General features: G+C 74.1%; 23 protein-coding genes. 5 read left to right on the top strand and 18 right to left on the bottom strand.

Going from position 1 to position 26282, the window contains the following annotated elements:
* Positions 1-79: 79 nt before the first annotated feature.
* A complete protein-coding gene (locus ACFYT9_RS37110; protein ID WP_376597578.1) occupies positions 80-757 on the bottom strand; it encodes a response regulator transcription factor in 678 nt (225 codons plus the stop codon).
* A 439-nt stretch (positions 758-1196) separates the two neighbouring features.
* Between ACFYT9_RS37110 and ACFYT9_RS37105 the strand changes: the two genes are divergently transcribed.
* Entirely contained in the window at positions 1197-2714 is a 1518-nt protein-coding gene (locus ACFYT9_RS37105; protein ID WP_376597576.1) for a peptide MFS transporter, read from the top strand.
* Positions 2715-2781: 67 nt separating this feature from the next.
* Here ACFYT9_RS37105 and ACFYT9_RS37100 read toward each other — a convergent pair whose 3' ends face one another.
* The 7 genes from ACFYT9_RS37100 to ACFYT9_RS37070 form a co-directional block, all read right to left on the bottom strand.
* On the bottom strand, positions 2782-4200 hold the full coding sequence (locus tag ACFYT9_RS37100; protein ID WP_389171102.1) for a hypothetical protein: 1419 nt from the start codon (positions 4198-4200) through the stop codon (positions 2782-2784).
* Positions 4197-5264, bottom strand: a complete 1068-nt coding sequence (locus ACFYT9_RS37095; RefSeq protein ID WP_389171099.1) for a hypothetical protein — start codon at positions 5262-5264, stop codon at positions 4197-4199. Before ACFYT9_RS37095 ends, ACFYT9_RS37100 begins: the two co-directional genes overlap by 4 nt.
* Positions 5261-6058, bottom strand: a complete 798-nt coding sequence (locus ACFYT9_RS37090; RefSeq protein WP_389171096.1) for a hypothetical protein — start codon at positions 6056-6058, stop codon at positions 5261-5263. Before ACFYT9_RS37090 ends, ACFYT9_RS37095 begins: the two co-directional genes overlap by 4 nt.
* Complete coding sequence (locus ACFYT9_RS37085; RefSeq protein ID WP_389171094.1) at positions 6055-6792, bottom strand: peptidase; 738 nt, start codon at positions 6790-6792, stop codon at positions 6055-6057. The genes ACFYT9_RS37090 and ACFYT9_RS37085 overlap by 4 nt, the downstream gene beginning before the upstream one ends.
* Before the next feature lie 175 nt (positions 6793-6967).
* Positions 6968-8170, bottom strand: coding sequence for an RNA-guided endonuclease InsQ/TnpB family protein (locus tag ACFYT9_RS37080; protein WP_389171091.1), 1203 nt, complete (start codon positions 8168-8170; stop codon positions 6968-6970).
* A 179-nt stretch (positions 8171-8349) separates the two neighbouring features.
* Entirely contained in the window at positions 8350-8769 is a 420-nt protein-coding gene (locus ACFYT9_RS37075; protein ID WP_389171088.1) for an ATP-binding protein, read from the bottom strand.
* A gap of 78 nt (positions 8770-8847) precedes the next feature.
* The gene (locus ACFYT9_RS37070) at positions 8848-9225 is read right to left on the bottom strand and encodes an STAS domain-containing protein (RefSeq protein WP_376595892.1); all 378 of its coding nucleotides are present in this window, start codon (positions 9223-9225) and stop codon (positions 8848-8850) included.
* Positions 9226-9433: 208 nt separating this feature from the next.
* On the opposite strand from ACFYT9_RS37070, the gene ACFYT9_RS37065 reads away from it, so the two are divergent.
* The 3 genes from ACFYT9_RS37065 to ACFYT9_RS37055 all read left to right on the top strand — a co-directional run bounded on the left by ACFYT9_RS37065 (position 9434) and on the right by ACFYT9_RS37055 (position 13796).
* Positions 9434-10327, top strand: a complete 894-nt coding sequence (locus ACFYT9_RS37065; RefSeq protein ID WP_389171085.1) for an RNA polymerase sigma factor SigF — start codon at positions 9434-9436, stop codon at positions 10325-10327.
* A 188-nt stretch (positions 10328-10515) separates the two neighbouring features.
* Entirely contained in the window at positions 10516-11715 is a 1200-nt protein-coding gene (locus ACFYT9_RS37060) for a DegT/DnrJ/EryC1/StrS family aminotransferase (protein ID WP_389171082.1), read from the top strand.
* The gene (locus ACFYT9_RS37055; RefSeq protein ID WP_389171080.1) at positions 11712-13796 is read left to right on the top strand and encodes a lipopolysaccharide biosynthesis protein; all 2085 of its coding nucleotides are present in this window, start codon (positions 11712-11714) and stop codon (positions 13794-13796) included. Before ACFYT9_RS37060 ends, ACFYT9_RS37055 begins: the two co-directional genes overlap by 4 nt.
* 6 nt (positions 13797-13802) lie before the next feature.
* Here the strand turns inward: ACFYT9_RS37055 and ACFYT9_RS37050 are convergent, their stop codons facing one another.
* The 6 genes from ACFYT9_RS37050 to ACFYT9_RS37025 all read right to left on the bottom strand — a co-directional run bounded on the left by ACFYT9_RS37050 (position 13803) and on the right by ACFYT9_RS37025 (position 20956).
* The gene (locus tag ACFYT9_RS37050) at positions 13803-14867 is read right to left on the bottom strand and encodes a glycosyl hydrolase (RefSeq protein ID WP_387276605.1); all 1065 of its coding nucleotides are present in this window, start codon (positions 14865-14867) and stop codon (positions 13803-13805) included.
* The gene (locus ACFYT9_RS37045; protein WP_389171077.1) at positions 14864-15310 is read right to left on the bottom strand and encodes a hypothetical protein; all 447 of its coding nucleotides are present in this window, start codon (positions 15308-15310) and stop codon (positions 14864-14866) included. The genes ACFYT9_RS37050 and ACFYT9_RS37045 overlap by 4 nt, the downstream gene beginning before the upstream one ends.
* Positions 15311-15358: 48 nt before the next feature.
* Entirely contained in the window at positions 15359-17488 is a 2130-nt protein-coding gene (locus ACFYT9_RS37040; RefSeq protein WP_389171074.1) for a hypothetical protein, read from the bottom strand.
* A 134-nt stretch (positions 17489-17622) separates the two neighbouring features.
* Positions 17623-18432, bottom strand: a complete 810-nt coding sequence (locus ACFYT9_RS37035) for a polysaccharide deacetylase family protein (RefSeq protein ID WP_387276611.1) — start codon at positions 18430-18432, stop codon at positions 17623-17625.
* Entirely contained in the window at positions 18429-19751 is a 1323-nt protein-coding gene (locus tag ACFYT9_RS37030) for a glycosyltransferase (protein WP_389171071.1), read from the bottom strand. Before ACFYT9_RS37030 ends, ACFYT9_RS37035 begins: the two co-directional genes overlap by 4 nt.
* A gap of 113 nt (positions 19752-19864) precedes the next feature.
* Positions 19865-20956 carry a GNAT family N-acetyltransferase gene (locus tag ACFYT9_RS37025; protein WP_389171068.1) on the bottom strand — a complete coding sequence of 364 codons (1092 nt, stop codon included), beginning with the start codon at positions 20954-20956 and terminating at the stop codon, positions 19865-19867.
* Between the two features lie 109 nt (positions 20957-21065).
* Between ACFYT9_RS37025 and ACFYT9_RS37020 the strand changes: the two genes are divergently transcribed.
* Complete coding sequence (locus tag ACFYT9_RS37020; RefSeq protein ID WP_389171065.1) at positions 21066-21701, top strand: phosphotransferase; 636 nt, start codon at positions 21066-21068, stop codon at positions 21699-21701.
* Positions 21702-21704: 3 nt separating this feature from the next.
* Here the strand turns inward: ACFYT9_RS37020 and ACFYT9_RS37015 are convergent, their stop codons facing one another.
* The 4 genes from ACFYT9_RS37015 to ACFYT9_RS37000 all read right to left on the bottom strand — a co-directional run bounded on the left by ACFYT9_RS37015 (position 21705) and on the right by ACFYT9_RS37000 (position 26275).
* Positions 21705-22448 carry a hypothetical protein gene (locus ACFYT9_RS37015; RefSeq protein ID WP_389171063.1) on the bottom strand — a complete coding sequence of 248 codons (744 nt, stop codon included), beginning with the start codon at positions 22446-22448 and terminating at the stop codon, positions 21705-21707.
* A gap of 100 nt (positions 22449-22548) precedes the next feature.
* Positions 22549-23718 (bottom strand): imidazolonepropionase, encoded by a 1170-nt coding sequence (hutI, locus tag ACFYT9_RS37010; protein WP_389171060.1) that lies wholly within the window; start codon positions 23716-23718, stop codon positions 22549-22551.
* A 38-nt stretch (positions 23719-23756) separates the two neighbouring features.
* A complete protein-coding gene (locus ACFYT9_RS37005) occupies positions 23757-25094 on the bottom strand; it encodes a formimidoylglutamate deiminase (RefSeq protein ID WP_389171057.1) in 1338 nt (445 codons plus the stop codon).
* Entirely contained in the window at positions 25085-26275 is a 1191-nt protein-coding gene (locus ACFYT9_RS37000; RefSeq protein WP_389171133.1) for an allantoate amidohydrolase, read from the bottom strand. Before ACFYT9_RS37000 ends, ACFYT9_RS37005 begins: the two co-directional genes overlap by 10 nt.
* Positions 26276-26282 lie beyond the last annotated feature (7 nt).

The raw sequence follows: 26282 nt of genomic DNA, 5'->3' as shown, positions 1-26282 counted from the left end.
GGGTCGGGCCCTCTGCCGCGCGGCGGCCCCGGGTCGGGGCGAAGCTCGGGTGCGGCGCCGCGCGGGGCGTCCCCGGCCGTCAGCTCTTCTCGAAGCGGAAGCCGACGCCTCGGACCGTGGCGATGTAGCGGGGGTTGGCCGCGTCGTCGCCGAGCTTCTTGCGGAGCCAGGAGATGTGCATGTCGAGGGTCTTGGTGGAGGACCACCAGGTCGTGTCCCAGACCTCGCGCATCAGCTGGTCGCGGGTGACGACCCGGCCCGCGTCCCGGACCAGGACGCGCAGCAGGTCGAACTCCTTCGCCGTGAGCTGGAGCTCCTCCTCGCCCATCCAGGCCCGGTGCGACTCGACGTCGATGCGGACGCCGTGCGTGGCGGGCGCGGGGGCGGGCTCGGAGGCGCCGCGCCGGAGCAGGGCCCGGACCCGGGCGAGGAGTTCGGCGAGGCGGAAGGGCTTGGTGACGTAGTCGTCGGCGCCCGCGTCGAGCCCGACGACCGTGTCGACCTCGTCCGCGCGGGCGGTGAGGACCAGGATCGGGATCGTGTGCCCGTCGGCGCGCAGCCGCCGGGCGACCTCCAGGCCGTCCATGCCGGGCAGGCCGAGGTCGAGCACGACGAGGTCGACGCCGCCCTGGAGCCCGGTGTCGAGCGCGCTCGGTCCGTCCTCGCGGACCTCGACCTCGTACCCCTCTCTCCGCAGGGCGCGGGCCAGCGGTTCCGAGATGGATGCGTCGTCCTCGGCGAGCAGTACACGGGTCATGGGGTGATGGTAGTCCGCACGGGTGCCGCACCGGGGCGGGATCGCGAGCCGCCCGCCCCCGCTTCGGACCGCCTCCGAAGCAGGGTGCGTAATCTGGACATCACCTTGGAATGACGCCTGTTGGTTCCATGGTCACCTGTGATCCATCTCTCAAGTCCTTCCATATCCGGCACTGTCGTGTCGTATGGTGGCGAGACGTCTGTAGCGGTAAACGGGGACCTTTGGCCTGCTTCGGCAGCCGAGGTCCTCTTTTCTGCGCAGGGTTGGTCTTGCCAGCCTTGAAGACGGCGAACGACCTGTGGGCCGGGTCCCGCGGCGCGACGGCGCGCGGCGGGGCGTGGATCCCGGGCGGGACGCACACGTCCCGGCCGGTGCCGGCCACCCCCCACCGGGCGCATCACGCTCACGAGGCGCGCGTCCCGACAGAGCAAGGATCGACATGGCGTCCAGCCTGACGACGGCTTCGAACGGAACCTCTGGTTCCGGGAAGACGTTCCTCGGCCACCCCCGCGGCCTGGCCACCCTCTTCTTCACCGAGATGTGGGAGCGCTTCTCCTACTACGGCATGAGGGCCCTCCTCGTCCTGTACCTGGTCTCCGGCGGCGCGGACGCGGCCACCGGCAGCCAGGGCGGCGGTCTCGCCATGACGGCGGCCACGGCCACGGCGATCTACTCCGTGTACGTGTCGATGGTCTACCTGATGGCCATGCCCGGCGGCTGGTTCGGCGACCGCGTCTGGGGCGCGCGCAAGACCGTCACGATCGCCGGCTTCGTCATCATGGCCGGTCACGCTTCGCTGGCCCTGCCGGGTCAGGCGATGTTCTTCGTCGGTCTGGCGCTCGTCGCCGCCGGTTCGGGTCTGCTCAAGGCCAACATCTCCACGATGGTCGGCCACCTCTACGACGGCCCGGACGACCCGCGCCGCGACGGTGGCTTCACCCTCTTCTACGTGGGCATCAACCTCGGCGCGTTCGTGGCGCCGTTCGTCGTCGGCACCGTCGGCGAGAAGGTCAACTGGCACCTCGGCTTCGCCCTCGCCGCCGTCGGCATGGGCATCGGCCTCGCCTGCTTCCTGGCCTTCACCAAGAGCCTGAGCCCCACCAGCAGCCTGGTCCCGAACCCGCTCTCGGCCCAGGAGCGCAAGAGCATCCTGGTCAAGGTCGCGCTCGTGGTCGTCGCCGCCGCCGTCTTCTACGGCGTCGTCGTGGGCCTGGACCTGTTCACCCTGAACTGGGCCCTGGTCCCGCTGACCCTCGCCGGTCTGATCATCCCGGTCGCCGTCCTGGTCCGCATCAAGCGCGACAAGGACCTGGACCGTTCCGAGCAGTCGAAGATGAACGGCTACATCTGGTTCTTCGTGGCCGCCGCCATCTTCTGGATGATCTACGACCAGGGCGGCTCGACGCTGTCGCTGTTCGCCGACGACAAGACCGGCTCGATCTTCGGCTTCGACCCGTCGGCCACCTGGTACCAGTCGCTCAACCCGATGTTCGTGATGGCGCTGGCCCCGGTCTTCGCGTGGCTCTGGCTCTGGCTGGCCCGCAAGAACCAGGAGCCGAACACCATCGTGAAGTTCGCGATGGGTCTGGTCCTGGTCGGCGCCTCGTTCTTCGTCTTCGTCGTCCCGATGGGCATGGCGGGCGACGGGACGATGGTCTCCCCGATGTGGCTCGTCTCGATCTACATGATCCAGACCATCGGTGAGCTGTGCCTCTCCCCCGTCGGCCTCTCCGTCACCACGAAGATGGCGCCGAAGAAGTACGCCTCCCAGATGATGGGCGTCTGGTTCCTCGCGGTCACCGCGGGTGACTGCACCACGGGTCTGCTGTCGCTGGCCGGGGTGGACCTCAACGGCACCGGGATCATCGCGCTCCAGGCGACACTGGCCGTCGGCGCGGGCATCGCGGTCTTCATGTACCGCAAGAAGGTCCAGTCCCTCATGGGCAGCGTCCACTGACGCATGTGACACGCGGGACGGCCCCGGCACACCCCACGGTGTGCCGGGGCCGTCCCGTTCGCGCGTCCTAGCGCTCGCGCCGGGCCAGCCTGCGCCACGGCGTGAAGGTGAAGAGCGCGCCGCCGAGCAGGATCACGGTGCCGGCGACGAGGCCGAGGGCGCGCAGGGCGCCGTCGGACTCGGCACCGGTCTCGGCGAGGTTCTCGCCGCCGCCGGAGCCGTTGCCCCCGTTGCCGTTGCCTCCGTTGCCGTTACCACTGCCGCCGTCGCCGTTGGCGTTCGTGCCGCCGTTGTCCGTGCCGCCGTCGTCGGTGGAGCCGGAGGTGCCGCCGGACTGCTTGGCGGTGTCCAGGGTGAGCGACGCCTCGACGGCGCCCTTCACCGTGCAGGGGATCTTGATCGGGTCGGCGCCCGGGGCGAGGACGACCGAGATGGTGAGCGCGCCCGGGGAGAGCGTGGCCTTTCCGGTGGCGCCGGGGCGGTAGGTGCCCTTCATGTCGGTGAGGCTCACCGGGTCGTTCATCTTGAGCGCGGTGGGGTTGGAGGCGCCGGTCACCTTGACGGTGCCGCTGTCGTCCCCGCCGATCTTGATGTCCATGCTGGGCGTCAGGGCGTTCGCGGGGAGGGGCGCCGGGCTGTTCATGACGCCCTTGGCCGTCTTGACCGTGAGGTCGTAGGCGCCGCCGTTCTTCTTCGCGCCGATGGTGACCTTGGAGTTGATCGAGGCGGGGCCGGGGGACGTACAGGTGAAGGCCACCTTGACCTCCTTGCCCGGGAAGTCGGTCCGGCCGCCGTCCCCGCCGCCGCCGTTCCCGCCGCCGTTGTCGGAGCCGCCGTCGCCGGAGCCCCCGTTGTCGGAGCCCCCGTTGTCGGATCCTCCGTTGCCGGAGCCTCCGTTGTTCGAGCCGCCGCCGTTGCCGGAGCCGCCGTTGCCGCCTCCGTCCGCGCTCACCTTGATGGTGGCGCCGACGGGGACCTGCTCCTTCGGCGTGCACGTGGTGTTCGTCGACATCGGCTTGGACACGTTGATCGTGTACGCGTCGGGCGTCAGCGTGACGTCGCCCGCCTTGGTCAGCTTGAGGGTGCCCTTCATCTCGGGCAGGACCATGTCGGTGTTCTTGGGGATCGGCGGGTTCTGCCGGGGGCCCTCCATGGCGACCGTGCCGCTCTGGGCGCCGCCGATCTTCATGGTGCCGGTCGGCTTGACGGTGTTCGCGGCCAGATCCAGCATGTCGGGGTTCTTGGAGGCCGGCTTCACCGTCTTCCACACGACCTCGACGGTGTCGCCGACCTTGGCGGTCGCGGGCGCGGTGACCAGCACCGTGGTGGTGCCCTGGACCGGCGGCAGGCCGGAGATCGCCGGCGGGATGCACTCCGTCTTGAACGAGATCTGCGCGGCCTGGGCGGGAGCGGCGGACAGCAGGATCCCCGCGCCGCCGAGCATCAGCGCGACCCCGGCCGCGATCGTCCTCCGTTGCGTGCTCACGAATGTCCCTTCGTCGTCGGACTGTTCTCGGACGGTGCGGAGTCCGGGTGGAACCACGGCAGGACCGCGGTCGTCACGGGGCCGTCCGCGTCCGCCGGTACGGGGACGGGGACGGAGTGGCGGTTCCGGCCGCCGGCCCGGTCGACGAGGACCATGCCGATCCGGAAGAGGGCGGCGGGCACGACCACGGCGAGCAGGGCCCAGAAGAGGACGACGCCCCAGGGACGGCCCACCTTCCAGGGCTGTTCGGCCAGGACCTTCCCGCCGTAGGAGACGGAGACCCGGTAGTCGCCGTGGGCTCCGGCGGAGAGCTCGACGTCCAGCTCGATCCGCGCCTTCTGGCCGGGCTTGATGGTGCCGCGCCACTGGTGCTCCTCGTCACTCGGGGCGAGGACGCCGCGGGCGGTGCCGACGAGGAAGACGGGGTCGCGGACGGGCGCGGTGCCGAGGTTGCCGACGGTGAGCACGAGGGTGCGTCCGGGCGGCGCGCCGAACCAGGTCAGCACCCCGCTCGACCCGTCGAGGCGGGCGGCGGTGAGGACGGCGAGACGTCCGTCGCCCGCGCTGTCCGGGAGCGGGGCCGTGGGATGGCCGGAGACGGTGAGGGCGGCGTCGACGGCGTCCTGCTGTCCGGTGACTCCGGCGACGTGGACGACGCAGGGGCAGGGCTTGGGCGGGGCGGCGACCGGCAGTTTGACGCTGAAGGCGCCGCGCGGGTCGACCGTGGCGGCCCGGCCGTCGGTGTTGGCGCAGGAGTTGGTGCCGCCGACGACCCCCTTCTCCGGGGTGCCCTGGCCGCAGAGCAGGACCATCAGCAGGGCGCCGGCCTTCCAGCCGGTGCCGCTGACGGTGATCTCGCCCCCCTTGGGAGCCTCGTTCCGCGAGACGGCCACGGTCGGGTCACCGGCAGCCGCGGAGGAGGGGGACGCGGCGGTCGCGGCGACGGCCGGGAGCAGGGCGAGGAAGAGGGCCGTGAGCAGCGCGGTCAGTGCGGTACGGGCGCGGGTCGGGGCCGTACGGGCGGGAGTCGGGGCCGTACGGGCGGGGGCGGCGGCCGGTCTCATGCGGTGGCTCCCTTCGTGCGGCGCCGGATCGCGTACGCGGCTCCGCCCGCGGCGGCGAGCAGCGTCCCCGCGGCGGAGGCGACGGCGGGCCCGGTGGCGAGGACGGCCCCGGTGACGGCGGTGGCGGGGGCGGCTCCGGGCGCGGCGGCGGTGAGCCGGACGGTGACGGAGTCGAGGGCCGGCCGGTCGGGCCAGGGTTCGGTGCGGGCCGCGCGCTCGCCGGGGCGGAGGCTGAGCGGCAGGGCGCGCTCGGGCCGGTCGAGGACGGTGCCGAGGAGGCCGTCGGCGCGGACGGCGAGGCGGGGCCGGTCGAGGACGGTGCTGCCGCGGTTGACGAGGGTGTAGTGGAGGGTGCCGGTGGCCCGGTCGACGCGGGCGTCCTCGACGGTGAGGGCGGCGAGCCGGGGGCCGCTGACCTTCAGCCGCAGGTCGACGGCGGTCCGCCGGCCGCCGGCCGCGGCCCGTACGGTGCCGCGGTGCTCGCCGGGCGGGGTGGCGGCGGTGACGGTGACGGCGAAGGGGACGTCGGCGCGGGTGCGGGCGGGCACGGTGACGGTGCGGGCGGCGAAGGCGACGGCGGCGGGGCCCTCGCCGGTGAGGGTGACGGTGAGCGGGCGCGGGCCGGGGTTGGTGACGGAGAGGGTGTCCTGGAGGACGCTGCCGGCGGGGCCTTCGAGATAGGCGTACGGCCGTCCGGCGGCGGGCGCGGCGGTCCACGCGGAGGTGGCGGGTGGCGCGGCGCCGAGCGTGCCGAGGACGGCGGCGGCGAGGAGCGCGTACCGGGTCCTGGTCATGGGCGGGCCGGGCGGGGGCGGCGGGTGAGCCAGAGGAGTCCGCCGGCGCCGCCGAGGAGGACGGTGCCGCCGAGGGTGGCGAGGGCGGCGGTGGTGACGGTGCCGCCGGTCCGGGGCAGTTCGCCGCCGGGCAGTCCGTCGGCCTCGTCCTCCTCGGCGGACTCCGCGGAGCCGTCGGAGCCGTCGGACCCGTTGGAGCCGTTGGAGCCGTCGGAGTCGTCGGGGGGCTGCGTCTCCTTCCCCGGGAGGCCGGTGACGGTCAGGGTGAGCGACGGTTTCGGCTTGTTCGCGGGGGTGCAGACGGCGGCGTCCATCCCCAGGGCGTGGACGGTGAGCACTCCGGCGGTGAAGGTGACGGTGCCCTCGCGCTTCGGCGTGTAGGTGCCGGTGAGGGTGCCGATCCTGATGGGGGTGAAGGCGGGGACGGCGGCGGTGTTGGGGGCACCCTTGACCTTGACGGTGCCCCGGTCGGCGCCGCCGAGGACGAGGTCGGCGCGGGGTGTCATGACGCCCTTGGGGAGTTCGACGGGGCTGTCGGAGACGCCCTTGTCGAAGGTCATGGTGATCGCGTAGGCGTCGCCCTTCCGCTCGGCCGTGATGTCCACGGGCGAGACGGCTCCGCGGTCGCCGATCTCGGTGACGCACTCGTACCTCACGTCGACGATCTCGGCGTGGGCGGCGGGCGCGGCGGCCAGCCCGGCCGGCGCCCAGACCGCGACGGCGGCCGTGAGCACGGCGGCCGCCCTCCTCCGGTTCGGCTTCCTGGACACCAGCGACCCCTCACCGCTCTTTTTCCTGACGCGCCATCAGATTAGGCGTCAAGGTACGCCTGGGGCCGCACGGAGGGAAGAAGATTGACATCCTCCCCGCCCGGAAGGACGGGGATTCCTAGCTCACTTCGGCTGACCCCTAGCAGGGGGCAGCGCTTACAAGATCAGCACTAGCCGGGGTGAGACCAGCCCGGACGAGCATCACGCGGGCGGAGTTCTTGTCCCTGGGGGACACCGCTCCGCACGCGGTGCACGTATATGTTCTCTCGGAAAGAGGTAGGCGGTGCTTGGCTCTCGCTCCGCAGTGCGCGCAGTCCATGGTGGTGTGCGCGGGGTGGACCAGGTGCACGGTCTTGCCGTGCTTGCGGGCCATCTCGACCAGCGCGGTCTTGGTGGCGCCGATCGCGGCGTCGGCCGCCTTGCGGGCCATGGTCGTCTTCGCGAGGAACTTCGGCTTGAAGTCCTCCACGGCGAGGTGGTCGAAGTCGCGGACGACGGCCCTGGCCCACTTGCGGCCGTTGTCCTGCCGCTGCCGAGCGATCTTCTTGGACACCTTCGCCGCCGCCCGGCGGGCCTTCCCATAGCCCTTGGTGTCGGGCTTGTTCTTCGGGGTGCGACGCCGGGCCATCATCCGCTGGTAGTGCGCGAGCTTCGCGGCGGCCGTCTTGCCGTGCTCGGCGTGGGCCAGGTCGTGGTCGTCGGACGTGGTGGTCGCGGTCTCCTTCACACCCCAGTCAATGCCGATCGCCTTGCCGGTCGACGGCAGGGTCTCGGTCACCGTGGGGACGACGAACGACGCGTACCAGTGGCCGAGGCTGTCCCGGTACACGCGCACGCTCGACGGGTCGGACGGCAGATCTCGCGACCACACCACCGTCAGCACGATCCCGCCGGCCAGGTGGAGGCGGCCGTCCTTGATCCGGAAACCCCGCTGGGTGTAGTTCAGCGACGGCAGCGCGTCCCGCTTCCGCTTGATCCGGGGCATTCCGGCCCTCTGCCGCGTCGGCAGCCGCGCCTTCACGTCCTTCAACGCCTTCGCCCGGGACTTGCCGAAGTCCCGGATGATCTGCTGCTGAGTAACCGAAGTACCCTCCCGCAGCCACGCCATCGACCGGCGGGCTTCGGTCAGCATCTTGTCGAGCTGTGCCGGACCGCACGTGATCTTCTCCTCGCCGGTTGCTCTGTTGTGCTTGTGGACCCTTCGGGACATCGCCACGCACTCGTTCCACACCCACCGGCACCGCCCCCACTCCGCTACCAGAGCTGTACGGGCGGTGGACGACAGGCGCAGCCGGTAGGTGTACCGGGCGTGCCCGGCCACCGTCTCGGCTACCGCTGTCATCCTCACGATCCGCAACCTAACGCCCGCCACTGACAACGGAAGAGAGTGCAGGTCAGAACAACTGCGGAGAGAACTCCGGCGCTCCGCGCCAAGGACCCATTCCTCCCCGCCCTAAAGGACGGGGCATCCTGGGACACAAAGGTGAAAGTCCTGCGGCGGTCGCGCGGGGCGGGCGACTGTCAGGCGGGAGCGGCCAGTTCGGCCCAGACCGTCTTGCCGGGAGCGCCCGGCACGCGCTGGATGCCCCAGTCGAGGCAGAGCCGCTGCACGATGAACATGCCGTGTCCGCCGGGGCGTCCGGACCGGTGCGGGGTGCGGGGCGCGGGCTGGCCGGCGCCCCGGTCGGTGACCTCCAGGCGGACGGTGTCGGCGAGGCGGACCACCCGGAGCCGCTCGGGACCCTCGGCGTGCAGGCAGGCGTTGGTGACGAGTTCGGAGACGACGAGCAGGACGTCCTCGGCGGCGGCCCGCCGGTCGGCCGAGGCGGCCGGCAGCCAGCCCCACTCGGTCAGCGCGCCGCGGGTGAAGTCACGGGCGAGCGGGACGGTGCCGCTGGTCTCGCCGAGTGCGAGCGTCCGCACGTCGGAAGCCTGGTCCATCAGCACTTCACCTCACCGGTCGACGAGACAGCAGGGGCAGGGGCGTAAAAGGGGGCGGCGCGAGGGCTCCGGCGGGGGTCAGCCGGAGCCGGGGAGGGCGGTGGCGAGGGTGTCGTGCACGGTGAAGACCGCCTCCGCGCCGGTGATCTGGAAGACCCGGGCCACGGCGGGCCGCATGGCCACCAGATGGACCCCGCCGCCGGCCGCCTCGGCCCGCAGCCGCGCCCCGAGGAGCACGTTGAGTCCGGTCGAGTCGCAGAACGCGAGTCCCGAGCAGTCGACGACGAGCCGGACGCGGCCGGCGTCCAGGGCGGCATCGAGCGGTTCGCGCAGCAGTTCCGCGGTGTGGTGATCGAGCTCACCCACCGGAGCGAGAAGTTCCGCGCCGCCGTCCACAGCGCTGGCCTCGACCCGCAGCCGCGCGGGCTGCGCGCTGCCGATGTGCTGGCGGTCCATGGTCGGGCCCCTCCTCTATCGACTGCGCAGAACCCTACTAGCGGAGCGCCTTCCGACGCACACGAGCCCCCCACAAAACCACCCAATACGGATTATTGCCACTTGCAACGATCGCCGCCGAGCAGGTAGGGCTAGTAGGCAACACCCGATCCAGCCGGCTTGGAGGCGCCGCAAACCGCACCCGGACACCCACCCCCTGAGGAGACCCATGTCACCCCGGCTCGACGTCCCGCGCACCCCCACCGCGCCGTCGACACCAGCCCTTCCCCGTCCCGCCGATCCCACACCCGTTCCGTCCCCGGCACTCGACGGCCCTCTCGACCGGGTCGCCCCGGCCGACGCCCGCGCGCTCTCGAAGGACCTCTTCGCCCGGCTCGCCGAGCTGGAGGAGGGCACCCACGAGTACGCGTACGTCCGCAACACCCTCGTCGAACTCAACCTGGCCCTGGTCCGCTTCGCCGCCGCCCGCTTCGGCAGCCGCAGCGAGCCCATGGAGGACATCGTCCAGGTCGGCACGATCGGCCTCATCAAGGCCATCGACCGCTTCGAACTCGCCCGCGGCGTGGAGTTCCCCACCTTCGCGATGCCGACGATCATCGGCGAGATCAAGCGCTTCTTCCGCGACACCTCCTGGTCCGTGCACGTCCCCCGCCGGCTCCAGGAACTCCGCCTCGACCTGGCCCGGGCCGGCGACGCCCTCTCCCAGCGCCTCGACCGGGCGCCCACCGTCGCCGAACTCGCCGCCGAACTCGGGCGCACCGAGGACGAGGTCGTCGAGGGCATGGCCGCCAGCAACGCCTACACGGCCGCCTCGCTCGACGCCCAGACCGAGGACGACGACCACGGACAGAACGAGTCCACCCTCGCCGACCGGCTCGGCTACGAGGACCACGGCCTGACCGGCATCGAGTACGTCGCCTCCCTCAAGCCGATGATCGCCTCGCTGCCCGAACGCGAACGGCTCATCCTGTCCCTGCGGTTCGTCACCGGACTCACCCAGTCGGAGATCGGCGCCGAGCTCGGCATCTCCCAGATGCACGTCTCCCGGCTGCTCTCGCGCACCCTCGCCCGGCTGCGCCGCGGGCTCACGCTGGAGGAATGACGCGCCTCTCTGGAGGAACCACCTCCGCCGCCCCCCGCGAAGCGCCAAGATAGCGACGGAAAGGGCCCGTTCACGGTCGACCGACCCGGACGGGCCCTTCCGCGCGCCCACGGCGGCCGGGCGGGACGTTGTTGACGTCCCCGCCCGGAATGGGCGACATTGAGCCCGTGGATCCAGGGGGGAATCACATGGTTTCTGCTTACGCGGAACTGGAAGAACGCATGCGCGTCCGGCTGGGGGGCCGGGCGTGCCTCTACGTGCCGTCGTGCCGCTTCGGCCTCTACCTCGCGCTGCGCCGCTGGTGCGCGCCCGGCGGCCGGGTGCTCATGTCACCCGTCAACGACGACGTCATCTTCTTCGTCGTGCTCGCCGCCGGGCTCCGGCCCGTCCAGGCGCCGCTCGACCCGCGCGACGGCTCGCTCGACCCGGCGGCCGTCCCCGACTCCGTCTGGTCCGGGCTCTCCGCCGTCCTCACCACCAACCTGTACGGCAACCCCGACCCCGCCCCCGAACTGCGCGCCCGCTGCGACCGGCTCGGCATCCCGCTCCTGGAGGACGCCGCCCACGCCATCGGCACCACCGTCGGCGGCCGCCCGGTCGGCGCCTGGGGCGACGCCTCCGTCTTCAGCCTCTCCAAGCACACCGGCGCCAAGACCGGCGGCTTCCTCGCCGTCGCCGACCCGCGGCTGCGCGACGGACTCGCCGCCGAGCGGGACGCGATGCTCCGCCCCGCCCGGCTCACCAAGGAACTCGCCTACCTGGCACGCCCGTACGCCGAGTCCACCGCCCGCGGGCTGCGCCTCGCCCGCCCCGCGCACGCCGCCCTGCGCGCCGCCGGACTGCACGAACGGCCCGGCATCCGCATGCCGTTGCGCCCCGAGGAGCTGACCCGGGCCCTCGGCGGGGCGCCCGCCCTCGACCCCTTCCACTCCTGGATCCGCGTCGACATGCACGACTACCGGCTCCGCCCCGGAGCCGCCCGCCTGCGCCGTGTCCGCCACCGGCTCGCCGCCCTGGACACCGTCCTCGACGCCCACCGCGCCGGCACCGCCCGCCTCCTCGCGAGCGAGTACTCCGCCCAGGGCCTGCCGGCCGACGGCGAGGTCCCGCCGCTCTTCCGGACGCCGCTGCTGGTCGAGGACCGGGACGCCGCCGTCGCCGCGCTCGCCCGCCGCCGGATCACCGTCGGCTACCTCTACGACCCGCCCCTCGACGGCTACGCGGGCGAGGCCTTCACCGACCCCTCCCCCGCCCCGGCCGCCGCCGCCTGGTTCGCCCGGCACGCCCTGCCCGTCGACCCGCGCCGCGCCGACGAGGCGCTCGGCGCGCTGCGCGCCTCCGGCGCCCGCCCCGCCGTGCCCTCGCCCGCCCCGGGCGGCGCCCGGTGACCGACACCGTACGGACCCGGGGCGCCGAACCGGACGCCCCGGGGGCACCCGGCGCCGGAGCCTCCGAGGCGAAGGCCGCCGGCGAGGACTCCTCCGGGGAGGACTCGCTCTTCCGCAACGCCTACGCCCTGATGCTCTCCACCGGCGTCTCGGCCGCCCTCGGCCTCGGCTTCTGGCTGGTCGCCGCCCGCTACTACACGGAGGAGGCCGTCGGCCAGGGCTCCGCCGCCATCGCCGCCCAGCGGATGCTCGCCTCCATCACGGCGACCACCCTCGCCGGCGCGGTCGTCCGCTACGTCCCCCGGGCCGGCCGCGCCACCGGCCCGCTCGTGCTGCGCCTCTACCTCCTCAGCAGCGTCGTGGTGGCCGCCGCCTCCGGGATCTTCCTGCTCACCCTGGACTGGTGGGGACCCTCGTACGCCCCGCTGGGCACCCTCTCCGCCGGGATCTTCTTCACCCTCTCCTCGGTCGGCTGGGCGCTGCTCAGTCTCCAGGACGGGGTCCTCACCGGCCTGCGCAAGGCGTTCTGGGTGCCGGTCGGCAACGCCGTCTTCTCCGTCGGGAAGCTGGTCCTGCTCGTCGTCCTCGCCGCCGCCCTGCCCGTCCTCGGCGTCTTCGTCTCCTGGGCGGCGGCGATCGCGTTCTCCACGATCCCGCTGGCCTGGCTGGTCTTCCGCCGGCTCATCCCCCAGCAGGCCCGCGCCGACAAGGACCGCGAGCCGCCCACGTACCGCGAGATCGGGCGCTTCGTCGCCGGGGACGCGGTGGGCGCCTTCTTCAGCCTCCTCATGATCAGCCTGCTGCCGGTCATGGTCGCGGTCCGCTTCGACTCCGCGCACAACGCCTTCTTCTACACGGCGTACACCGTCGGCGGCACCATGGAGTTCATGGCCATCAACATGGCCTCCTCGCTGACCGCGCACGCCTCCCACAGCCCCGACTCACTCGCCGAGGGCGTCCGCGGCGCGCTGCGCCGGATGGTGCTGCTGCTCGTCCCGGTCGTCCTGGTGCTCGTCCTCTTCGCGCCGCTGATCCTGGCCCCCTTCGGCCAGGGCTACACCGACAACGGCTCGACGGTGCTGCGGCTGCTCGCCGCCGGTGCCCTCCCCCGGGTCGCGGTGGAGCTGTACATCGGGGTGCTCCGCGTCCAGGGCCGCACCGGCATGCTCGCCCTCGTGCAGGGCGGCATGTGCGTGCTCGTCCTCGGCAGCGCGGCCGTGCTGCTCGGCCCGTACGGCATCAGCGGGGCCGGGATGGCGGTGCTCGGCGGGATGACCGTGATGGCCGTGGCCTGCGTCCCGGGGCTGCGGGCGGTCCTCAGGGGCAAGGCGCCCGAGGCCCCCGCAGCGCCGGTCGCCGCCGCCGGGGACGACGACGGCTACCGGACGAACTGGGCGCGGCAGAACGCCTATCTGCGCTCCACCGCCGCCCAGGACACGGTGACGCCCGCGTACGGCATCCCCGTGTACGTGCCCCGGCCGCCCGGCCCCGAGCCGGCGCCCGGCACGCGGCCCCCGGGCGGGCCGGACCGCTCGCCCGCCGCCCTCCTGTGGGCGCTGCTCGCGGTCGCGGTGCTCGCCTTCTGGCTGCCGCTGGCGTTCGCCGCGCCGCTCGACGCCGCCCGGCCCTCCGGCCGGGACCTGCTCGCCGCGCTCCCGGCGCCGACCCTGCTGGCCGGCCTGGTGCTGGTCGGCCTCCAGGGCGCGGCGGTCGGCGTGCGCGCCTTCCGCGGCGGCTACGCGTGCGCGGTGCTGCTGGTCACCTTCCTCGCCCTGCACACCGCGCCGCCGTTCGTGGGCCTGCTCCCACCGCCGGCCGCGGGTCCGGCGGCGGAACTCCTCGGCACGGGCCCGGCGGCCTGGGTGGCGCCGGTGGTGGCGCAGGGCCTGTCCCTGGCGCTCGCGGCCCTGCTGCTGCGGCTGCTGGGCGCGGGCGGCCGGATCGCGGCCGGGGCGGTGTGGGTGCTGATATGGGCCGGCTGGGCGGCCCAGCAGTCCCTCGCCACCGCCCCGCTCCCACTGCTGCTCGGCCTGTCCGGCGTCACGATGGCGGTGTACGCGATCCGGGGACTGCGCTCCTGAGCGGGCTCAGCGCCGCGGCAGGGGCTGCTTGAAGTACGCGTCCTGCCCGGCCGTCCGGTAACCGTCGAGCGCCGCACCGGAGTCGACGGTGAGGTCGCAGCCGGGTCCGGGGACGGCCCGGTTCCAGTGGACGTACGCCTTGGCCTCGGGCAGGGTCGGCGCGACCCCCGGGATCCCCGCGTACCAGTCCCGCTGGCGCTCGGGGCGCTCGGGGTCGGGGGCGGTGGCGAACTCGGCGAGCATGACCGGCTTGTCGTCGGCGATGTTCTCGCGGAGCCAGTCGTAGGAGGGGCGCTGGCTGGCCTCGAAGTCCAGCCAGTGGGGCGACTCGTGGCAGAGGTAGTAGTTGTACTGGTCCATGCCGATCCAGTCGACGTAGGCGTCGCCCGGGTAGAGGGCCTTCATGGTGGCGGCGTTGTCGGTCCAGCCGGAGACGGTCCACACCCACACCACGTTGGTCACCCCGAGCTCGCGGAACCGGTCGTGGAGGTGCCGGTAGGCCGCCACGTACTCCTCGGCGGTGCCAGCGCCCTGCGGGATGCGGAAGTCGGCCTCCTGGTCGAAGGAGAGGAAGACCTTCCTGCCGTACTCCTTGATGCGCAGGGCCTGCGGGTCGATCACCGTCTTGTCGTGGCGGCCGGAGGCGATGTTCTTCCAGCCGAGCTGCTTCTCGGTCCAGTTCTCGTGGTGCTTCTCGGTCCAGACGGTGGACTCCCAGGCGAGCATCAGCAGCCGTTCGCGGCCGAGTTCGACCTCGTCGGGGGTGAGCAGCCGGCCGTCCGCCTCGCTTCCCGACATGTCGTGGTACGTGTACACCAGGTCGAGCTTGCGGCCGATCTTCTTCTCGAACGCGTACACCGGCCTCGTCAGCGAGCTGTCCTCGTCGTACGGGATGTACGCGCCCCACCAGGCCCCGCAGGGCGCCACGAGCCGGGCGTCGGGCAGGCAGCGCTCGTCGGCGTCGTCCCGGAGGGCGGCCCAGACCCCGATGCCGGCGGTCAGCGCGCCGACGGCGGCCAGGGCCACCGCGAGCCGGCCGGCCGCCCCGCCCCGGGCCGTCCGCCCGCTCACCCCTGCTCACCGCCTTCGCGTTTGCGGAAGCGGAACGGGGAGCGGGTCGTCCCGGGGGCGGATTCCGGCTCGTCGGCGCCGTCGGTGGCGGCGGGCAGCGGAACGCCGGGCAGCAGGGCCGCGACGGTGACGAAGGCCGCCAGGACGCCGAGGAAGGCGGCGACCGAGAAGGCGTCGGCGAGGAAGAGAGCGGTGGCGGTGAGCGTGGCGAGGGACAGGCTGAGGGGCGCCGCCAGTGCGAACAGCTCCAGGCGGGCGCCCGGCCGCAGCCCGGCCGGCTGCGGTGTCAGCAGGGCCACGCCCGGCGCGAGCCCGACGAAGAGCAGGACGGGGAGCCAGCGCAGGGGCGAGCCGCCGGGCAGCGCGGTCGCGGCGAGCGCGACCCAGCCGGAGGCGGCGAGGACGGCTCTGTGCCGGTCCGGGACGAGACGTGGGAGGGCCATGGCGTTCCTGCTCCTTCGGAGTCGGGCGCGGGTGCGGTGGGTGCGGAGTCAGGACGTCGTGGGCTTGTAGCGCAGGACGATGCCGTACCGGCTCTCCTCCACGACCGCGAAGAGCGGGGACCGCTTCAGGGAGCGGATCAGGGTGTCGAATCCGCCCGGCGGGAGGTATCCCTCGCCGATGACGGCCTCGGCCTGGGTGGGCGTGAGGATCACGTAGGCGGGCACCCCCGCGGGGATGCCGCCGGCGAGGTAGCCGGCCGGGTCCTTCAGCATGCGGAGGTTCTCGTCGACCTCCTGCTCGGTGAAGAACCACCGGTCGTAGCGGTCGTAGCGGTAGTACGCGTCGGAGAAGGCCCCGGTCGCGGCGAGGACCAGCGCGCCTTCCGGGGCCTGGTCGAAGGCCCGGCGGGTGAGCGCGGTCTCGCCCGGCTGGGCGTAGTGCATGCCCTCCTTGCCGTAGTACGAGGGGAGGAAGCCCGCCAGCATCGTGACGAGGGCGAGCGGCAGGGCGACGATCGCGAACCTGCGGGCGCCGAGGGCGGCCCTGCTCTTGGCGCCGGCGGCGGGGACCAGCGCGGCGGCGGCGAAGAAGGCGGAGCCGGGCAGGCCGAAGAGGTAGACCCGGAAGATCATCTCGCCGCCGTAGTCGTTGACCAGGACCAGCGGCACGGGTGCCGCGGCGGCGAGGATCAGGGGCAGGGCGCTGCGGGCGAGCCGGCGGCGGAGCAGGACGGCCGCGGCGGCGAGCCCCCCGAGCGCGAGGACCATCAGGACGTTGGCGCTGCCGACGAGTTCGGGTCCGGGGCCGGTCGGGTCGCCGGCGAATCCGGGCCGGGAGTTGGCGAGCAGGTTGCCCAGCTTCTCACTCAGGGTGGAGAGCGTGGTGAAGAACAGCTCCCGGCCCATGGTGAGGTACCAGGCGAGCATCAGCGCGCCGGCCGTGGCGAGCAGCCCGAGGTTGCGGTAGCGGCGGGTGAGGCAGAGGGCCGCGAGGGTCACGCACAGCATCAGCGGGGTGAGCTGGTGGGAGGCGTTGATGGCGGCGATGGCCGGGACCAGGAGGAGGACGGCGATCGCCCGCTGCCGGGTGGAGGTGGCGGGCGGTACCGCCGTGGCGGCCGGGTCGAGGACGGTCCGGTCGCGCAGCGGTCCGGCGGAGCCCGGCCGCACGAAGTGGCGGACGACGACGGCGAGGACGGTGAGGTACAGCAGGTAGGAGAAGCCCTGCGGGGAGAGGTAGTCCTGGCCGACCCAGTTCGCGAGCTGGAAGATCCACATCGCGGTCCACACCAGCCGCCAGTCGTCGCTGAAGGTGCGGTAGATGAGGACGAGGACCGGCAGGGTGAGCAGCCCGAGGGCGACCGGGGCCCAGTTGGTGAAGGAGGCCGCGGCCTCCACGCCGAAGGCGCGGACCAGGCCGGCGTCGAGCGCGAAGAAGCCGGGCCACTGGTCGTAGGCGGACATGCCGCCGGAGAGGTCGGTGCCGGGACGGACCGTTCCCTCCGCGAGCAGCCGGCTGATGATGGCGTCGTGCTTGGACGCCCAGGCGTAGCGGACGGTCTCGTAGAGGACCGCCGGAGGCGCCTTGAGGGCGAACAGCATGGCCACGCAGTAGACGGCGGGCCAGCCGGGCGAGGTGCCGGCCCGGCGCAGGGTGAGGACGAAGCCCAGGGTGAGGACGGCGAGGGCCGCGTAGAAGGCGATCGGGAAGCGGTCGAGCAGTCCGAACTCGTCGATGTTCCGGAAGTCGATGCGGGGCAGCGCCCAGAGCCAGAGCGCGGTGGCGACGAGGAGCGGTGCGAGGGCGAGGGCGGCGGGCGAGCCGAACCGGTCCCGGAGGGAGCGGGGAGAGCCCGGGGGCCGGGGCGGGACAGCGGACTTGATCTCCGCCGCGGACCGGTGCTCGGCGTCGACAGCGGACCCGTGCTCGGCGTCCGCCGGCGCCCCGCGCTCCGTGTCCACCGCCGCTCCCCGCGCGGTGTCCACCGCGGACCCGTGCTCGGTGTCCACCGCGGACCCGTGCTCGGCGTCCACCGCGGACCCGCGCTCCGTGTCCGCCGGCGCCCCGCGCTCCGTGTCCGCGGGCGTGTCCGTTCCCGTACCCGTCCCGAGGTCCGGGCCGCTCGACTGTGCCGGGACGCCGCCCTCGGTGTCCGTGTCCGGCCCTCTCTGCTGCACGAGGCCCTCTCCCCCCTGGTCCCTTTGACGAAGCAAGGGAACGTACTTCGGTTCTGTCCTGGTACACAACTCCCGTCTCACGCACGGGCTTTGTCGATCTTGGTCCGGCTTGTCCGGCCGGTGCGGCCGGACGCTCAGCCGGCGAACTCCGGCCCCTTCACCAGCGCTTTCGCTCTGCGGTAGAGCCGCCAGCCGACGGTGGGCAGCGAGTCGGGGTAGGGGGCGGTCCTGGCACCCCGCCCCTCCATCCACGCCTCGACGTCGGCGGCGGTGTGGTCGCGGCGGACGATGAGCCGGGCGAGCCGGAAGAGTTCGTCGGTCCGGGAGCTGAGCGCGTGCCGGACGGCGACGGCGGAGGCGTACCCGGCGTCCCGTGCGGCCCGGCGGACGGCGGGGCTGTTGTAGCCGTGCGGGTAGGCGAGGTGGCGGACCTCGTGGCCGAGGACGTCCTCCAGTTCGGCCTTGGAGTCGCACAGTTCGGCACGGAGGGCGGCGGGCCGGAGGGTGTCGAGCTGGGGGTGGCTGACGGTGTGGCCGCCGACCTCCATCCCGTACTCCTCCAGGCGGGGGGCCTGCGCCAGGGTCATCATCGGCGCGGGCGGCAGGAGGCAGGGCCGGCCGGGGGCGAGGGCGCCGGTGGTGAGGTACGCGGTGGCCGGCAGCGACCGGGCGGCGAGCGCTTCGGCGGTGGGTCCCGCGAGGTCGGCGAAGCCGTCGTCGAAGGTGAGGACCACGGGCCGGGGCGGCAGCGGAGTGCCGGCGGCGAGGTGCCCGACGAGCGCGCCGACGGTGAGCGGGGTGCGGCCGCTGCCGGTGACCGCGTCCAGATGCGAGGCGAACTGGCGGGGAGTGACGGTGAATTCCGCGATCCAGGCGGGCGGGTCGTCCATCACGGGGTGATAGAGGAGGACCGGGATGCGGGTGTGCGCGGGGGCGCCGTTCATCGGGAGGCTCCCTGGGAGAGTCGCGCCTTGAGGTAGCCCACCGGGCCGTACAGCATCCCGCGCCGTTCGAGGCGGGAGAGGGCGGCGGGCCACGGGTGGTGGTGGGTGCCGTGCTCGCCGGGGATCCCGTCCCCGCCCTGGGAGCCGCCGCGTTCGGCCGTCATCGTCCGGGCGTGCGCGAGGCCGCGCGGGACGCGGGCGAGGAGCGCGGGGAGCAGGGCTGGGCGGCGGACCAGGGTGGCGGTGAGGTACGCGGTGAGCCCGGCGCCGTAGCCGTACGCCTGGTTCCTGAGGTCCTGCCAGGTCTCGCGGTGGTGGTGCCAGACGAGGGCGTCGGGCGTGTAGCGGAGCCGGTGCCCGGCGGCGAGGACGGCGACGAAGGCGTACAGGTCGTCGCCGCCCTTCGCCGGGGTGCCGGTGCCGGTGGCGGGGTCGAAGCCGCCCGCGCGGCGGAGCGCGGAGGCCCGGAAGGCCATGTTGGCGCCGGATCCGAAGCTGCCCGCCGTGAAGGGGAACAGCGGCTCGTCGGCGGGCGGCCGGGCCGGGTCGTACAGCCGGGGCGCGAAGCCCTTGGCGAAGCCGCCGTGGGACTCCAGGAGGATCTGGGCGGGGGTGGTCAGCCGGGCGGGCAGGATCAGGCCGGTGACGCAGCCGAGCCCGGGGTCCGAGGCGAAGGGCGCGGCGAGCGCGCTCAGCCAGCGCGGGTCGGCGATCACGTCGTCGTCCGTGAAGGCCAGGATCTCGCCCTCGGCGGCGGCGACCCCGGCGTTGTGGGCGGCGGCGAGCCCGGGCCGGTCCTCCCGCACGTACCGGACGCGGTCCGCGTACCTCCCGGTGACGAGGTCGTGGGTGGCGGAGGTGCGGGGGGCGTTGTCGACCACGATCACCTCGTGGTCGGGGTGGTCCTGCGCGAGCAGCGAGTCCAGGGCGCGGGCGAGGGAGCCGGCGCGCTCGCGGGTGGCGACGATCGCGGAGACGCGGGGCGGGGACGTGAGCGGGGACGCGGGCGGGGGCTCGGGTATGGAGAGCGGCGCTTCCTGTGCGGCGAGCCGTTCGGCGTCGGCATGGAGAGCGGCGCTCTCCATCAGCCGCTTCTCCGCGAGCGCGGCGAGCACCTCGGCCGGGTCCTCGCCCTCCTCGTACCGCCCGAGGACGGTGGCGGCGGGGCGGCCGTCGACGCGGACGAGGGCGTAGACGTCCCCGGGGACGGGCTCGTCCGCCCCGGGCGCGGGGCGGAGCCGGGGCCCGGCCGCGCCCAGCTCCAGCTCGGCGACGGAGATCGCGGACGGGCCGGACACGGCGGACTGCTGCTGCTTCATCGGTGCTTCCCCACGGCTATCAGTGCTTCCCCACGGCTATCAGTGCTTCCCCACGGCTATCGGTGCTTCCCCACGGCTGTCGATGCCCCCACGGCTGTCGACGCCCCCGGCTTTCAGCGGTCGCCGCGCAGGCGGGCCGCCGTGTTCAGCGCCTCGCGGGCGCGGGCCGCCAGGGCCGGGCGGGCCCGGACGTAGGCGTGGGCGGCGCGGACGGGTTCGCGGCGCAGCCAGTGCAGGGCGGTGCGCGGGTCGGGCCGGGTGACGGCGCCCTCGTACACGGTGAGCTCGCCGGTCTTCAGGGAGTCCTTGTACTCGGCGGCGCCCCGCCCGAGGTCGAGCATCCCGATGCCCTCCTCCGCCGCGCCCGCCGCCATCCTGAGGTGGAGGACGAGGCCGGGGGAGTACTTGGCGTACTCGGGGTCGTAGGCGGGGAACCAGCACGACAGGACGGTCGCGGACCGCAGCCCGAAGTGGGCGGCGATCGGGCGGTCGCCCACGTACAGCACGGACAGGACGCCCGAGCAGCCGGGCGTGCGCCGCTCGTGGAGGTGGCGGACCAGGGCGCTGATCCACTCCTGTGCGAAGCGGTCGCCGCGCCCGGTGCGGCGGTACTGGGCGGACTTCCACGCCATGAGGGTGCGCAGGGCGGCCGGGTCGCGCTCGTCGAAGACGAACCGCACCTCGCCGTCGGCCTGCCGGGCGAGCTTGCGGTCCTTGGCGAGGGTGGTCCTGAGGAACTTCGGCGACTGGACGCGCAGCAGCGCCTCGTAGGCCGCGTACCCCTCGCCGACGTCGATGACGGGCGAGGCGAAGGACTCGTCGGCGGCGCCCTCGAAGACGGGCTGCCCGGTCTCCAGGTTGTCGTACTCCCAGAAGACGAGCCCGCAGGCGCGGAGCAGCGCCCGGGCGCCGGGCCGGAGTCCGGGCCGGAAGACGCCGCCCTGGCTGTCGGAGACGCCGAAGCCGATGGCGCGGCCGCGTCCCAGCGGCCCCTTCTCGTAGGGGAAGAAGCCGACGGGCTCGCCGTCCTCCCACCACACCGCGACCCGCGAGCGGGGCCGCACGGTGCCGACGGCGAGGGTGAACTCCGGTTCCATGAACGGGTTCGCGGGAGCGCCGGACTTGGCCCTCAGTTCCCGCCACGCCTCGATCTCGCGCGCGCCCAGTTCCCCCGGCCGCACGACCCGCACACGCCACGCACTCACCTAGCCGACCCCCCGGTCATCCCCCTGGGCACTGCCAGGACAGGACGGTACCGGGCCGAACCCCTCCCCGGCAGGCATACTCGGCGTTTCGATCACGGAGGGGGCTTCGGTGGGCAGGGGACTCGTGGGGCGGGGACGCTCGGCGGACGTGTACGAGCACGGCGACGACGGGGCGTGGGTGCTGCGCCGCTACCGGGAGGGCCGGGACGCCACCCGGGAGGCCGGTCTGATGGCCCGCCTGGCGGACGCCTGCTATCCGGTCCCGGCGGTGCGCGAGGCGGCCGGGCCCGATCTGGTGATGGAGCGGCTGCGGGGGCCCTCGCTGCTGGACGCGCTGCTGGCGGGGGCGTACGAGCCGGAGGCGGCCGGGCGGCTGATCGCCGGCCTGCTCGACCGTCTGCACGCCCTGCCGGGCGGCCCGGTCCACCTGGACCTGCACCCCGGGAACGTGATGCTGACCGAGGACCGGGGCCCGGTCGTCATCGACTGGTCCACGGCCGAGGAGGGGGGCGCGCCGGGCCTCGACCGCGCCATGTCGGCGCTGATGCTCGCGGAGGTGGCCGTCTCCCCCGCCCCGTACGCCGAGGGCGCCCGGGCCGGCCTCGGCGCCCTCCTGGCGGCCTCCCCCGGCCCCCTCCTCCTCCCGGAGGCCCGCCGCCTGCGTGCCGCCGACCCGCACGTGACACCGGCGGAGGCGGCCGCGCTGGGCCGGGCGGAGGAGTTGGTGCGGGCGCTGGCGGGGTGAGGGTCAGGGGGTGGCCGTGCGGCGGATCTCGGTGAGGTCCGGGCCGCCCGCGATGGGGGCGCCGAAGGCTTCGACGCGGACGCCGGCGGCGGTGGGGGTGACCTCCAGGGCCGCGCTGTCGTCCGGGGAGAGGTCGCGGAGGTCGATCCGGACCCGGAGGGCTCCGTCGCCGGGCATGCGGTGGACGAGCTCGGGCAGGTAGTCGAGGCCGGTCAGGGTCTTGCGCAGGGCGGCCTCGTCGGCCGGGGCCGCGCCGGCGAAGCCCGCGCGGACGCGGTCGGCGTGCGCGTCCGCGGCGCACCGGTCCGCGGCGGTCAGGGGCACCTCGTCGAACGAGACGGTGGCCACGGGGCCGGGCGGTTCGGGGAGGTCCTCAGGGAGGTCCTCGGGGAGCGGGACGGGCTCCGGGGGCGGGGTCCGCAGCGGCGGTCCGACCGTCTCCGCGACCTTGTCGACCTCCGGCAGCGGGGGCAGCTCCATCGCCCTGTCCGGAGCGCAGGTGTTCGCGATGCGCAGGGCGATCGCCTGGTTCCGCACCACCGGGTCGGGGTGCTTCTCCAGCGCGGCTCCCGAGATCATCCGGGGCGAGGGGGTGGCGGTCGCGGCCGCGGGCGCGGCCGGGACCGCCGCCGTGACCGCGGCCGGCGCGGCCCCGCCCGAGGTGCCCTGGGTGCCGCAGGCGGTGAGGGCCAGGGCGCCGAGGACGGCGGCGGTGACGGTCTTCGGGAGGCGCTGTGGGATTCGCATGCGGGAATCATGCGGGCGGCCGGGAAACGCCCACATGAGTAGCCGTACTCAACACCGTCCGTGAGTGAGCGGAGGGCCGTCGGCCGCTTCCGCCGTGGTGTCAGGCGACGCGGACGCCCCTCCGCCAGACCTCCGCGACCAGCGGCACGCCCGGGCGGTAGGCGAGGTGCACGTGGGAGGGGGCGTCCAGGAGCGTGAGGTCGGCGCGGGCGCCGGGGGTCAGGCGGCCGACGTCGGTGCGGCGGAGGGCCGCCGCGCCGCCCGCGGTGGCGGACCAGACCGCCTCGTCGGGGGTCATGCCCATGTCCCGTACCGCGAGCGCGACGCAGAAGGGGACGGAGGAGGTGAAGGAGGAGCCCGGGTTGCAGTCGGTGGAGAGGGCCACCGTCACGCCCGCGTCGAGCAGGCGGCGGGCGTCGGGCCACTCGGCGCGGGTGGAGAACTCGGCGCCGGGGAGGAGCGTCGCGACCGTGTTCCCGGAGGCCAGCGCGTCGACGTCGGCGTCCGTGAGGTGGGTGCAGTGGTCGGCGCTCGCCGCGTCCAGCTCCACCGCGAGCTGGACGCCGGGGCCGTACGAGAGCTGGTTGGCGTGGATCCTGGGCTGGAGGCCCTTCGCCTTGCCGGCGGTGAGGATCGCGCGGGCCTGGTCGCCGTCGAAGGCGCCCTTCTCGCAGAAGACGTCCACCCAGCGGGCGTACGGGGCGCAGGCGTCCAGCATCGGTCCGGTGACCAGGTCGACGTAGGCCGCCGGGTCGTCGGCGAAGTCCGGGGAGACGATGTGGGCGCCGAGGTAGGTCACCTCGTCGGTGTGCTCGGCGGCGATGCGCAGCGCGCGGGCCTCGTCCTCGACGGTCAGGCCGTAGCCGGACTTGGTCTCGAAGGTGGTGGTGCCCTGGCGCAGGGCCTCGCGCAGGAGGCGGGCCACGTTCGCCGAGAGCTCGGCGTCGGTCGCCGCCCGGGTGGCGGCGACCGTGGTGCGGATGCCGCCGGCCTTGTAGGGCTGTCCGGACATGCGGGCGTTGAACTCGGCGGTGCGGTCGCCGGCGAAGACGAGGTGGGAGTGGGAGTCGACGAAGCCGGGGAGGACGGCGCGGCCCGCGGCGTCGACCCGGGCGTCGGCGTCCGGGGCCCGGGACGCCGGGCCCGCCCAGGCGACCCGGTCGCCGTCCAGGACCAGGGCCGCGTCCCGGACCAGGCCGAGGGGGCCCTCTCCCAGGGCGGGGTCGTTGGTGACCAGGCTGCCGATGTTCGTGATGACGGTCGTCGTCATGTGCGTGCTCTCCGGTGGAGGGGCGGGGGTCGGGTGCGTCAGCCCCTGAGGGCGGCGATCGCCGTCGCGAGGGCGCCGGGGACGTCCGGTACGGAGACGTGGCTCCCGTCCCGGACGATCGCGCGGCCGGCGACGACGACGTGGCGGACGTCGGCCGCCGTCGCCGCGAAGACGGCCGTCTCGGGGGCCAGGCGCGGCACCGGTCCCGCCGTGCGGACCGAGTCGAGGGCGATCGTGGTGAAGTCGGCGAGGGCGCCGGTCTCCAGGGCGCCGGCGTCGGCCCAGCCGAGGGCCGCGTGGCCGTCGGCGGAGGCGGCGCGGAGCAGCGCGGCGGCGGTCCAGTGGCCCCGGATGTGGGTGCGCAGCCGCTCGTTCAGCTCCATGGCGCGCGCCTCCTCCAGGAGGTCGATCACGGCGTGGCTGTCGCTGCCGAGGGAGAGCGGGGAGCCGGCCTTCTGGAGGGCGGCGGCGGGGCCGATGCCGTCGGCGAGGTCGCGTTCGGTCGTCGGGCACATGCAGGTGCCGGTGGAGGTGGAGCCGACGAGCGCGATGTCCTCGTCGGTCATGTGGGTGTTGTGGACGCCGGTGGTGCGCGGGCCGAGGACGCCGTGGTCGGCGAGGAGCCGGGTCGGGGTGGTGCCGTGGGCGGCGTGGCACGCCTCGTTCTCGGCGGTCTGCTCGGAGAGGTGGACGTGGAGCGGGGCCCGCCGCTCCTCGGCCCAGCGGGCGACCGTCGACAGCTGGTCGGCGGGGACGGCCCGGACGGAGTGGATCGCCGCGCCGATCCGTACGCCGTCCCGGTCCTTCAGGGCGCTCGCCCGCTCGGCCCACCGCTCGGCGGTGCCGTCGGAGAAGCGGAGCTGGTGGTGCTCGGGGGCGGCGCCGAAGCCGGCGGAGAGGTAGGCGGTGTCGAGGAGGGTGATGCGGATGCCGGCCTCCCGGGCCGCCGCGATCAGGGCCTCGCCCATGGCGTTGGGGTCGGCGTAGGGGGTGCCGCCGGGGGCGTGGTGGAGGTAGTGGAACTCGCCGACGGCGGTGACGCCGGCCAGCGCCATCTCGGCGTACACGGCCCGGGCGAGCGTGAAGTAGCTGTCCGGGGTGAGCCGCTGGGCGACGCCGTACATGACTTCGCGCCAGGTCCAGAAGGTGCCGCTGCCGACCTGGACGGTGCCGCGAAGGGCGCGGTGGAAGGCGTGGCTGTGGGCGTTGGCGAGGCCCGGGACGGTGAAGCCGCGCAGGACGACGGCGCCGGGCGGCGGGGTGTCCACGCCCGTCCGTACGGCGGAGATCCGCCCGTCGGCCACGTCGAGGGCGACGCCCGGCTCGGCGTAGGTGCCGAGCCAGGCGTGCTCCAGCCAGTACGTCGTCAGCGGCACGCCAGCTCCTCCAGTACGTCGGCGAGTGCGAGGACCCCGGCGACGCAGTCGTCCTCGGCCGCGTGCTCGGCCGGGGAGTGCGAGACGCCGGTGGGGTTCCGTACGAACAGCATGGCGGTCGGGATCGATTCCGACAGGATGCCCGCGTCGTGTCCCGCGCCGGTGCCGAGGACGGGGGTCCGCTCCCCGAGGACGCGGCCCAGCTCGTCGCGGAGGGCGTGCGAGAAGTCCACGACGGGGGTGTACGACTCCTGGACGACGGCGAGGTCGATGCCGTGCCGGTCGGCGTACTCCCGGGCGGCGGTCTCGACGCCGCTGACGACGGCGTCCAGGGAGCCCTGGTCGGCGGCGCGGGCGTCGAGCCAGCCGCGGACCAGCGACGGGATCGCGTTGACGCCGTTGGGCTCGACGGCGATCTTGCCGAAGGTGGCGACGGCTCCCGCGAGTTCGGCCTCGCGGCGGGCGGCGAGGACGGTCTCGGCGTAGGTGAGCATGGGGTCGCGGCGGTCGACCAGGCGGGTGGTGCCCGCGTGGTTGGCCTCGCCGGCGAAGTCGTACCGCCAGCGGCCGTGCGGCCAGATGGCGGAGGCGATGCCGACGGCGTCCCCGGAGAGGTCGAGGGCCCGGCCCTGCTCGACGTGGAGCTCGACGAAGGCGCCGACGCGGGCGAGCCGCTCGGGGTCGGGGCCGATCCGCTCGGGGTCGTACCCGGCCTTCTCCATGGCCTGCGGGAGGGTGATGCCGTCCGCGTCGCGGAGCTCGTACGCCTGCTCCTTGGTCAGCCGGCCGGCGGTGAGGCGGGAGCCGACGCAGGCGAGGCCGAAGCGGGCGCCCTCCTCGTCGCCGAAGTTGACGATGGCGAGGGGCCGCTTGAAGGAGGCGCCGCGGGAGCGGAGTTCGTCGAGGGCGGCGAAGGCGGAGACGACGCCGAGGGGGCCGTCGAAGGCGCCGCCGTCGGGCACGGAGTCCAGGTGGGAGCCGGTGACGACGGCGTCGCCCGCGGTGGGGTCGCCGAGCCAGGCCCACTGGTTGCCGTTGCGGTCGGTCTCGACGTCCAGGCGGCGGGCCTCGGCCTGCATCCGGAACCAGAGCCGGCAGTCGGCGTCGGCCTCGGTCCAGGCGTATCGGCGGTAGCCGCCCGAGGCGGCGCTGCGGCCGAGGGGCCGCAGCGACCGCCACATGGCGTGG

Origin of the sequence: Streptomyces sp. NPDC004435 (assembly GCF_042873895.1) — a bacterium.
Classification (GTDB): domain Bacteria; phylum Actinomycetota; class Actinomycetes; order Streptomycetales; family Streptomycetaceae; genus Streptomyces.
This window is presented reverse-complemented; position numbering and strand designations above follow the sequence as displayed.

What these genes read in the sequence shown, in the direction of transcription:
- ACFYT9_RS37110 (WP_376597578.1), bottom strand. Translation starts at nt 757, where the DNA reads ATGACCCGTGTACTGCTCGCCGAGGACGACGCATCCATCTCGGAACCG.
- ACFYT9_RS37105 (WP_376597576.1), top strand. Translation starts at nt 1,197, where the DNA reads ATGGCGTCCAGCCTGACGACGGCTTCGAACGGAACCTCTGGTTCCGGG.
- ACFYT9_RS37095 (WP_389171099.1), bottom strand. Translation starts at nt 5,264, where the DNA reads ATGAGACCGGCCGCCGCCCCCGCCCGTACGGCCCCGACTCCCGCCCGT.
- ACFYT9_RS37090 (WP_389171096.1), bottom strand. Translation starts at nt 6,058, where the DNA reads ATGACCAGGACCCGGTACGCGCTCCTCGCCGCCGCCGTCCTCGGCACG.
- ACFYT9_RS37080 (WP_389171091.1), bottom strand. Translation starts at nt 8,170, where the DNA reads ATGACAGCGGTAGCCGAGACGGTGGCCGGGCACGCCCGGTACACCTAC.
- ACFYT9_RS37075 (WP_389171088.1), bottom strand. Translation starts at nt 8,769, where the DNA reads ATGGACCAGGCTTCCGACGTGCGGACGCTCGCACTCGGCGAGACCAGC.
- ACFYT9_RS37070 (WP_376595892.1), bottom strand. Translation starts at nt 9,225, where the DNA reads ATGGACCGCCAGCACATCGGCAGCGCGCAGCCCGCGCGGCTGCGGGTC.
- ACFYT9_RS37065 (WP_389171085.1), top strand. Translation starts at nt 9,434, where the DNA reads ATGTCACCCCGGCTCGACGTCCCGCGCACCCCCACCGCGCCGTCGACA.
- ACFYT9_RS37060 (WP_389171082.1), top strand. Translation starts at nt 10,516, where the DNA reads ATGGTTTCTGCTTACGCGGAACTGGAAGAACGCATGCGCGTCCGGCTG.
- ACFYT9_RS37045 (WP_389171077.1), bottom strand. Translation starts at nt 15,310, where the DNA reads ATGGCCCTCCCACGTCTCGTCCCGGACCGGCACAGAGCCGTCCTCGCC.
- ACFYT9_RS37035 (WP_387276611.1), bottom strand. Translation starts at nt 18,432, where the DNA reads ATGAACGGCGCCCCCGCGCACACCCGCATCCCGGTCCTCCTCTATCAC.
- ACFYT9_RS37030 (WP_389171071.1), bottom strand. Translation starts at nt 19,751, where the DNA reads ATGAAGCAGCAGCAGTCCGCCGTGTCCGGCCCGTCCGCGATCTCCGTC.
- ACFYT9_RS37015 (WP_389171063.1), bottom strand. Translation starts at nt 22,448, where the DNA reads ATGCGAATCCCACAGCGCCTCCCGAAGACCGTCACCGCCGCCGTCCTC.
- hutI (WP_389171060.1), bottom strand. Translation starts at nt 23,718, where the DNA reads ATGACGACGACCGTCATCACGAACATCGGCAGCCTGGTCACCAACGAC.
- ACFYT9_RS37000 (WP_389171133.1), bottom strand. Translation starts at nt 26,275, where the DNA reads ATGTGGCGGTCGCTGCGGCCCCTCGGCCGCAGCGCCGCCTCGGGCGGC.